Source organism: Paraburkholderia sp. (assembly GCF_035656215.1).
In the GTDB taxonomy this organism is placed as follows: Bacteria; Pseudomonadota; Gammaproteobacteria; order Burkholderiales; family Burkholderiaceae; genus Paraburkholderia.
The window spans coordinates 1-9,142 of record NZ_DASRSY010000369.1; the positions used below are offsets into that span (position 1 = coordinate 1).

Here is a 9,142-nt window from a genome sequence, read left to right on the forward strand (position 1 = left end):
AAACGTCTGCAAACCGATTACATCGACCTGTTCCAGTTGCACGGTTTCGACGCGAGGACGCCGGTCGCCGAAGTCATGTCGACGCTCGACGACCTCGTGCGCGCGGGCAAGATCCGCTACACGGGCGTGTCGAATTTCTCCGGCTGGCATTTGATGAAATCGCAGGACACCGCGGATCGTTACGGCTATCCGCGCTATGTCGCGAATCAGACTTACTATTCGCTGATCGGCCGTGATTACGAGTGGGAGTTGATGCCGCTCGGCGTCGATCAAGGCGTGGGTGCGGTGGTGTGGAGTCCGCTCGGCTGGGGGCGGCTCACCGGCAAGATCAAGCGCGGTCAGCCGTTGCCGGAAACGAGCCGTCTGCATAAAACCTCCGACATGGGCCCGCCGGTGCCGGACGAGTATCTGTTCCGCGTGCTCGATGCAATCGACGAGGTCGCAGCCGAAACCGGCAAGACCGTGCCGCAAATCGCTCTGAACTGGCTGCTGCAACGGCCTACCGTATCGACTGTGCTGATCGGCGCGCGTAATGAAGAGCAGCTGCGGCAGAACCTCGGCGCGGTAGGCTGGAATCTGACGCCCGAACAGGTGGCGAAACTCGACGCTGCCAGCGCCGTACGTCCCGCGTATCCGTACTGGCATCAGGAAGGATTTACGGAGCGTAATCCGAAGGCGGTTTAAGCGCGCTTCTTTAGCGTTTGCGAAGAGTAACAACCCGCCCCGCCCCGGCTCGGCTGCTATTTGACGAGTTCGGCCGCAGCGGCGAACAGTTCGCTGTAGTAGCGGCGTCTTCGCTTCGAGCAGATCGCGCATGCCGATCCGTCTGGCGAACTCGATGCCACGCGCTCCGACACTTCGAGCACTTCACGCGCGCCGTCCCCGACGAAGTCGATCACCGGGCGCATCGGCCGCTCGCCCGAAGGCAACGCGACGATTCGCACGATTTCGTCGGCCACTGATCGCCGACACGGAGGAGGCTGAGGGCTCGTTTTCCAACATCGCGCCGAAGGGTTTATTGCTATATCCGCAGAATCGCCAGTTGTCGTCGCGTGTGCGGGTGTTTGCGCAGTGGTTGCGCGATATTTTCGAGGCGGCTGGGGCGCAGACGGGTTCGCGGTGAATGTGTGAGTCCAGCGCAGGCGTGCGGCGCGCGGCATATGACGCGTGTTGCGATGGCGGCTGAACAATTGCGGCAACCGCGGTTAGCGAGGCGCCTGGGGTGTGGTGTGAATAGGGCGATTGGCGCGTAATGCGCGAGCGGTTCGTGCTTTCGTGTAAGCCGCGCTGCGTATCGTGGGATCATACGTGTCGTGCTGAGCGATATTGCTTTTTGCACGGTACGGAATAACAGGAGCAGGACCAATGATCGATGGACTGGTGGGCGGGCGCTTGTACGGCGAGGCGCAGATTCGCACGGGGCAGAATGGCAAGCGCTTTGTGACCTGCAAGGTACGGGCGGCCACCAATGACGGCGATACGATTTTCGTCAACGTGATTGCGTTTGATGATGAGGTGCAGACTGCGCTGCTTGCTCTGAGTGACGCGGATAGCGTTGCGCTTAGTGGGGCGTTGACGCCCAAGGTTTGGACTGACAAGAATGGGTTGATTAAGCCTGCTGTGGATATGGTCGCCCACAGGGTTCTGACGGCTTACGAGGAGCGTCGCGAGGGCGGCGATTGAGGTGTGTTTGCCTCCACCGTTACCGGGACGCACTCCCGGCCTCGCCAAGGTACTCGACGAACCGATCCGCGACAGGCTCCGGGTCGCCGCCCCTTCGCAATAGCAAAACCTGCGATTGAAGCGTCTCGCCCTGCAAGGGCAAAAAGCACACCCGTGGGTCCTGCACCTGCCGCAAGGTAAAGGGCACCAACGCCACCCCCATCCCAAACCCGACCATCGTGACGACGGTCTGCCACAAGCGCGCCTCATGGCGAATCAGCGGACTAAAACCGGCCCCTACACACTGCGCGATGATCAGGTCGTGATAATGCGGCGACACCGTGCGCGGAAACAGGATGAACGGTTCCTGCGCCAACGCACGCAGATCGACGCGACGCTTTTTCGCCAGCGCGTGATCGACAGGCAGGCAACACAGAAACGGTTCGGAAAAGATCGGCGTCGAAACCACATCGGATGGAAAATTGCCCCAATGCGCGCAGCCCATGTCGATCTGCATCCGCTGGATTGCGTGCACCTGTTCGCTGGTGTTCATCTCCTTCAGGACGATTTCCACGCCCGGGTGGTCAGTCTCGAAGCGGCTCACCGCCTGTGGCATACCGCGGTACAACATCGAATTCACAAAGCCGATCCGTAAGCGGCCAGCCAGCCCATGCGCCGATCGAATCGTGATGCGTTCGGCCTCATTGGCCTGCAGCAGCAAACGGCGCGCTTCGCCGAGCAGCACCTGTCCGGCGTTCGTCAGCGCAACCGTTTTGTTGGTGCGCGCGAGCAGTTGCACCCCCAACTGGTCCTCGAACTTGCGAATGTCGAAACTGAGCGCCGGCTGCGAAATGAACAGCCGCTTGGCCGCGCGGCCGAAATGCAATTCCTCGGCGACCGCCACGAAATAGCGTAATTGCTTCAGGTCCACGGCAGTCTCCGGTTCTTTTATCGATAATCTGCGTCTATCGTACCGGATATAAGTTGTATTAGACGATTATCGAAGTCGCTTCTATGCTCCTTCCACAAAGGAGACACGCATGAGCGAAATCACCGCGCAGCCGGTACACGGCTCGTCCAATATTCCCGATAGCCGGGGCATCAACTTCTTCAGCAGCGACCCCGATTTCGCCCGTTTGCTCAAACTGCATCTCGGCGACTCGTTGTATCGGGGACTTGAAAGCCAACTTGTTTCGCTCGGCCAACGGGCATCCGGTGAACTCGACGTCTGGGCGCTGTCCGCCGACAAGAATCCGCCGCAATTGCGGCATCGCACGCGATGCGGTGAAGCGCTGCAAAGCATCGACAAGCATCCCGATTACGTCGCGCTCGAACGCGTGGCCTACGCGGAATTGGGGCTGGCGTCGATGAGCCATGACACGCGTGAAGGTAAGAAAGGGCCGCCACCGTTGGTCAAATATGCGCTGACCTTCCTGTTCGTGCAGGCGGAATTCGGCCTGTGCTGCCCCGTGAGCATGACCGATTCACTCACGCGTACGCTGCGCAAATTCGGCGCGCCCGAACTGGTCGCGCGCTTTCTGCCGATGCTGGCGTCGCGCGATTTCGACACGCTTTTTCAAGGCGCGATGTTCATGACCGAACAGGCGGCGGGCTCGGACGTTGCCCGTATCGCGACGCGTGCAGCGCTTGAAACCGGCGTGAACGGTGAAGAAGTGTGGCGTCTGTACGGCGACAAATGGTTCTGCTCGAACGCCGACGCCGACCTCGCGATGGTGCTCGCGCACGTGGACAATGCGCCCTCCGGCATCAACGGTCTTGGGCTGTTTCTGCTGCCGAAGACCTTGCCGGACGGCTCGCGCAACACCTATCGGATCGTGCGTCTGAAGGACAAGCTCGGCAGCCGTTCGATGGCGAGCGGCGAGATCGTGCTGGAAGGCGCCGTAGCGTATCTGATCGGCGAAGTGGGGCGCGGCTTTCATCAGATGGCCGACATGATCAACATGTCGCGTCTGTCGAACGGCGTGCGCGCGGCCGGCTTGATGCGCCGTGCGCTGACCGAGGCGCTGCACATTGCGCGTAATCGTGAAGCGTTCGGTCGCAAGCTGATCGATATGCCGCTGATGCAGCGGCAATTACTCAAGATGATGCTGCCGGCGGAGCAGGCCCGTTCGATGTTCATGCAGATCGCCTTGCTACTCGAAAAGGCCGACGCCGGCGATCGACAGGCCGCGAAATGCGTGCGCATCCTCACGCCGCTGATCAAATTCCGTGCTTGCCGCGATGCCCGCCGTGTGACCGGCGACGCGATGGAAGTGCGCGGCGGAACGGGCTACATCGAAGAATGGAGCGACGCGCGTCTTGTGCGCGACGCGCATCTCGGGTCGATCTGGGAAGGCACCAGCAACATTGTCGCGCTTGACGTCGCGCGCGCGGCGAAGCGGGACGGCGCGCTTGAACCGTTGCGCACGTATCTGCAGGATTTGCTCGGTGCGGTGGGATTGCCGCCCGAGAGTCTCACGGTTCTCCGCGCTACCTTGACGCGTGCGTGCGATGCGCTTGCGAGCGTCGCCGAGTCCGGCCGCGATGAATCGGTCCGCCAGGCGGGCACGGCGTTGTATCACGCGAGCACCGCTGTACTTATGGCCTGCGAAGGCGCGCGCCTCGCGCCGGATTTCCGGCGTCTCGCGCTGAGTCATCTGGTGTTGCGGCACAAGTTGTTGCCGTTCGACCCGCTCGACATGCAGACCTCTTCGGACGACAGCGACGTCATCGATGCCTTGGTCAATGCCCGCAGCGTGACGCTCGACCAGGCGCTGCAACTGCTGCCGTCAGGGAGCACCCAATGACCGAACACCTAAACAACGACACACAGGGCACGCAAAACACTCAGGGCGCGTTGCAAGGCATCAAGGTCATCGACCTCAGCCGCGTGCTCGGCGGCCCTTACTGCACTCAGGCGCTGGCTGACCATGGTGCCCAGGTCATCAAGCTGGAGCCCCCCGGCGGCGACGAAACGCGTGGCTGGGGGCCGCCGTTTTACGGTGACACCGCGTGGTACTTCGCCGGCGTAAACCGCAACAAGCAGGGTATCGCCGTCGATCTGTCGTGCGACGAAGGCCGCGACATTCTGTGGAAGCTCCTCGAAGACGCCGACGTGTTGGTCGAAAACTTCAAGCCCGGCACGCTCGCGCGTTGGGGTATGGACTACGAGCGCGATTTGCGCGAGCGTTTCCCAAGGCTGATTCATTGCGCGGTATCGGGATTCGGTCCTGATGGCCCGCTCGGCGGTCTGCCTGGTTACGACGCCGCGATTCAGGCGATGACCGGCTTGATGAGTGTGAACGGCGAACGCGACGGTCCGGCGACCCGTGTCGGTTTGCCGGTCGTCGATATGGTGACCGGTTTGAATGCGCTGGCCGGCATTCTGCTGGCGCTCGCCGAGCGCACGAAAAGCGGGCGTGGCCAATCGATCGATATCGCGTTGTACGACTGCGGCGTGTCGCTTCTGCATCCGCATCTGCCGAACTATTTCGGCTCGGGCCGCACGCCGCAGCGTAGCGGCAACGCGCACCCGAACATCACGCCTTACGACAGCTATCGCACCGCGACGGCTCCGATCTTTCTCGCCGTTGGCAACGACCGGCAGTTCGCGCGACTCTGCGCGCATCTCGGCGCGCCGGAACTGGCGGACGATCCGCGCTACGTGGATAACCGCAGCCGCTGCGCGCATCGCGAGCCGCTGAAGGCCGCGCTCGAGAACCTGCTCGCGTCGCACGATTGCGAGCCGCTCGCGCACGCATTGATCAATGCAGGCGTGCCATGCGGGCCGGTGCAAACCGTCGACGTCGTCGCGCGCCATCCGCATACGCTGCATCGCGGCATGGTGATCGAGATGGGCGAGTATCGCGGCACCGCTTCGCCGATCAAGTTGTCGCGCACGCCGGCCACGTATCGCAGTGCGCCGCCGGCGCTTGGCGGCGACACACGCAATGTACTCGACGCACTGGGCATCGACGCTGCGACCCAGCAGCGTTTGCTCGATGCGGGCGTGCTCAAAGGCAAACCGTAAGCAGGCAGTTTTCCGGTGACGGCACGAAGAAGCCGCGCCATCCAGAAGAACGACCTTGGAGACGAAAGACATGAATCGCGAGCCAGACGACCACGCCGCAGGGCGGCAACCCACCCGTGCCGCAGCAGCGGCTTTTGTCGGTACTACGATCGAGTGGTACGACTTTTATATCTACGCCACCGCATCCGCGCTGATTTTCGGCAAGCTGTTTTTTCCGGGTAGCGACCCGTTCTTCGCGACGCTGGCTTCGTTCGGCACCTTCGCGGTGGGCTTTTTCGCGCGGCCGTTCGGCGGCCTCGTGTTCGGTCACCTCGGCGATCGCATCGGCCGCAAGAAAGCGCTCGTGGCGACACTCGCGATCATGGGCGTCGGCACGGTCGGTATCGGTTTCCTGCCGACGTATGCGAACGCCGGCGTATGGGCGCCTGTGTTGCTGGTGCTGCTGCGCGTCGCGCAAGGTATCGCGATCGGCGGCGAGTGGGGCGGCGCGGTGCTGATGGCAAGCGAACATGCGCCGCAGGGGCGGCGTACTTTCTTCGCGTCGTTTGCGCAACTCGGCAGTCCGGCGGGTTTGATCCTGTCGTTGCTCGCGTTTCGCGCGGTGGCATCGATGGATAAGGACGCGTTTTTGAGCTGGGGCTGGCGCTTGCCGTTTCTCGCAAGCGCGGTGTTGCTGGTGGTTGGTTTGCTGATCCGCGCGGGCGTCGACGAATCGCCTGAATTCAAGGCACTCAAAGCGCAACGGCGCGTCGCGACGCTGCCGGTTGCCGAGGTTGTGCGCGACGCGTGGCGCACGGTGTTGTTGTGTCTGGGTGCGAACGTGATCGGCGTGGCCGGTGCGTGGTTCGTCAACACGTTCATGCTCAACTACACGACGCAGACGCTTGGACTCGATCGTTCGCTGATTCTCGATTGTCTGTTCGTCGTGGCGTTTATTCAGTTGTTCACGCAACTGGGTTCCGGGTGGTTTGCGCAACGAATCGGTACCGGAAGGTTTTTGAAGGGCGCAGCGGCGCTGGCGATGCTGTCGCCCTATCCGATGTTCGCGCTGGTATCGACCGGGCGGCCGGTTGCAATCGTGATCGGCATCGCGCTGGCGGTGATGTGCATGTCGAGTTCCTATGCTGTGATGGCCGGGTTTATGTCGACTGCATTCCCGGTGCGCGTCCGGTATTCGGCGATCTCTTTGTCTTACCAGGTGTGTGCCGCGCTGGCTGGCGGCCTGACGCCTTTGATCGGGACGTTGCTCGCGCATCGGTATCCGGGCGCATGGTGGCCGCTGGCTGTGTTTTATAGTTTCCTGGCCGGGGTCTCGCTGGTCTGTATCGGCACGTTGGAGCGTCGCAAGCAAGGCGCGGTGCGAGGTATTGTCGAAGTGGCCTAGGTTCGGGTGTTTTGCTGTATGGCGATTGCTTGTCTCTATGCCCCACAAAGGGGCAACGCCAATCAACCCATTACAAAACGGAGATAGGCATCGCCGTACGCAAACATTTAGTAAGCACCCAGCCAGGCATAAACCCGCTATTTCGTGGTTAACGACATCCAGAAGCCCCAAAAGCGTCCTAATATCAAGGCGAAATAAAAACGACAGGGGAAGCCACTATGTATCGTCATCGTTCGCTGGGTGTTGTGACAGGCGCGTCGCCATTCGCCGGCGTCGACGTGTTGAGCCGGATGACCGCAGCCTGGCGCCGGCCCGGCGCGGCCACGCCATTCGATTTCGTCCTCGAGCAGCAATCGTGGCCGGGACCGGCTTCGCTAAACGTAGCGAGTGCGCCGTTCAAGATTCATGTGTTCGACACGATTCGCGCCTTCGAGAAACGCGGTGTCGACGCGATCGTCTTGCCGTGCTTTCTCAGTCACACTTTCATCGACGAACTTTCGGCGAACGTGGCGCTGCCGATCGCCAACGTCATGACTGCACTGTCGGCGCATGTGCGGCAAGCTTTCCCGTCGGTCCGCCGCATCGGCGTGCTGACTTCCGACACGATCCGCGGTAACGGTCTCTTCGAACGCTATTTCGACAGTGCGCAGTTCGACGTGCTGCATCCGCGTAACGAACAGGGCATCGATTGCGTCACGAGCGCCGTGTATGGCGACGAGGGCATCAAAAGCGGCCATCTGTACGGCCGGCCAGTCGAGTTGCTGCGCGCGGCTTGCGTGGATCTCATTGCACAAGGCGCGGAGATCATCCTGCCGGGGCTCGCCGAAATCTCCATGGTGTCGCGCGCGCTCGGCACGCTGGAAGTGCCGTTCGTCGATACGAATCTGGTCTACGCGCGCTACGTGGCGGCAGCGCAATATTCGCAACCGGAGCGGCGTTTCAAGGTCGGTGTGCTGGGTGGTGTCGGCCCGGCGGCGACTGTCGACTTCATGGCGAAACTGGTGCGCAATACACCGGCCACGCGCGATCAGGACCACATCAAGGTAATGGTCGAGCAGAATCCGCAAATTCCGGATCGCACTGAAGCGCTGCTCGGCAACGGCGACGATCCGACACTCGCGCTCTATGCCGTCTGTAAGGCGCTCGAAGAAGGCGGCGCCGATCTCATCGCGATTCCTTGCAATACCGCGCATGCGTTCGTCGACCGGATTCAGCCTTCGTTGACTATTCCGATCGTCAATATGCTGACCTGTACCGCCGATTATCTTCGCGAGACTTTTCCAGGCCTGCGTGAAGTCGGCGTGCTGGCCACTTCGGGCACGCTTGCGAGCCGGGTCTACGAGAAAGCGCTCGAAGCGTGCGGCTTTGTGCAGATCGCACCGGCCGCGGCCGCCCAGGCCCGGCTCATGAACGCGATTTACGGGCCGGGCGGCGCCAAGGCCGGCTACAGGTCAGGCGAGTGCTGCGACGATGTTGCCGCTGCGGTGGATGACCTGGTCGCGCAAGGTGTGCAGGTCATCGTGCTGGGCTGCACCGAGTTGCCACTGCTGCTGCAAGGTTCGACGCTGGGGCGGCCAGGCGAGCGGGCGGTGCGGTTTGTCGACCCAGCCGAGGTGTTGGCAAAACGCTGTGTGGCGTATGCACAGGGCGGCAGCGGAGCGACGCAGGCCGAGTCGGAATCGACGCCGGCGGCGGGCAAGCTCAGCGTGGAAAGCGTCTGCGGCTAGACCCGGCTGGATCCAGCTTGCGCGCGGCGCCGCGCTGGAAAGCCTTGCAATTTCCACTCTGCGCCGCCATTTCCTGAACGCTGCACGCTCCCTCCTGAAGCGGCACAACGCTTGCTGGCCGGCTGATCGGGGCGCGCTCAGTGTCGCCATTCACGGCCCAAAGCGCTGCGACAGCGCAACCGTGCCGTGTCATGGAAAAGTCGGGTAGCAGCGGCGCATTGCTGCGCCGCCGCCCCCTAAGAACCGTACGTGCGAGTTTCCCCGCATACGGCTCAAGCCTCATTAAGGCTAGTGATTAAACTAACCCGGCGGCACAACGTACCGACAGGGCCTTGTACC

Annotated in this window: 8 protein-coding genes and 1 pseudogene; 7 read left to right on the top strand and 2 right to left on the bottom strand. The window is 62.1% G+C overall.

Translation table 11 applies throughout. The annotated features are described in order from the left end of the window. Positions 1–684 (top strand): aldo/keto reductase (locus VFE81_RS21535; protein WP_325046535.1); only part of this gene is annotated, 684 nt, incomplete at its 5' end. Between the two features lie 56 nt (positions 685–740). Here the strand turns inward: VFE81_RS21535 and VFE81_RS21540 are convergent. After that, the gene (locus VFE81_RS21540; protein WP_325046536.1) at positions 741–959 is read right to left on the bottom strand and encodes a hypothetical protein; all 219 of its coding nucleotides are present in this window, start codon (positions 957–959) and stop codon (positions 741–743) included. Positions 960–1,018: 59 nt separating this feature from the next. On the opposite strand from VFE81_RS21540, the pseudogene VFE81_RS21545 reads away from it, so the two are divergent. Both VFE81_RS21545 and VFE81_RS21550 read left to right on the top strand, forming a co-directional pair. Further along, positions 1,019–1,123 (top strand): annotated as a pseudogene (locus VFE81_RS21545) (LysR family transcriptional regulator); the annotation flags it as partial. A gap of 242 nt (positions 1,124–1,365) precedes the next feature. Then, complete coding sequence (locus VFE81_RS21550; RefSeq protein ID WP_325046537.1) at positions 1,366–1,683, top strand: single-stranded DNA-binding protein; 318 nt, start codon at positions 1,366–1,368, stop codon at positions 1,681–1,683. A gap of 19 nt (positions 1,684–1,702) precedes the next feature. On the opposite strand, the gene VFE81_RS21555 is transcribed toward VFE81_RS21550, so the two are convergent. Beyond that, positions 1,703–2,593, bottom strand: a complete 891-nt coding sequence (locus VFE81_RS21555) for a LysR family transcriptional regulator (protein WP_325046538.1) — start codon at positions 2,591–2,593, stop codon at positions 1,703–1,705. A gap of 109 nt (positions 2,594–2,702) precedes the next feature. Between VFE81_RS21555 and VFE81_RS21560 the strand changes: the two genes are divergently transcribed. From VFE81_RS21560 to VFE81_RS21575, 4 genes are all read left to right on the top strand, one after another. Further along, positions 2,703–4,469: an acyl-CoA dehydrogenase family protein gene (locus tag VFE81_RS21560; RefSeq protein WP_325046539.1), complete on the top strand. Its 1,767-nt coding sequence runs from the start codon at positions 2,703–2,705 to the stop codon at positions 4,467–4,469. Next, positions 4,466–5,692 carry a CoA transferase gene (locus VFE81_RS21565; RefSeq protein ID WP_325046540.1) on the top strand — a complete coding sequence of 409 codons (1,227 nt, stop codon included), beginning with the start codon at positions 4,466–4,468 and terminating at the stop codon, positions 5,690–5,692. The genes VFE81_RS21560 and VFE81_RS21565 overlap by 4 nt, the downstream gene beginning before the upstream one ends. Positions 5,693–5,762: 70 nt before the next feature. Continuing rightward, complete coding sequence (locus VFE81_RS21570; protein ID WP_325046541.1) at positions 5,763–7,076, top strand: MFS transporter; 1,314 nt, start codon at positions 5,763–5,765, stop codon at positions 7,074–7,076. Between the two features lie 218 nt (positions 7,077–7,294). Next, positions 7,295–8,803 (top strand): amino acid racemase, encoded by a 1,509-nt coding sequence (locus VFE81_RS21575; RefSeq protein ID WP_325046542.1) that lies wholly within the window; start codon positions 7,295–7,297, stop codon positions 8,801–8,803. The last annotated feature ends 339 nt before the right edge of the window (positions 8,804–9,142 follow it).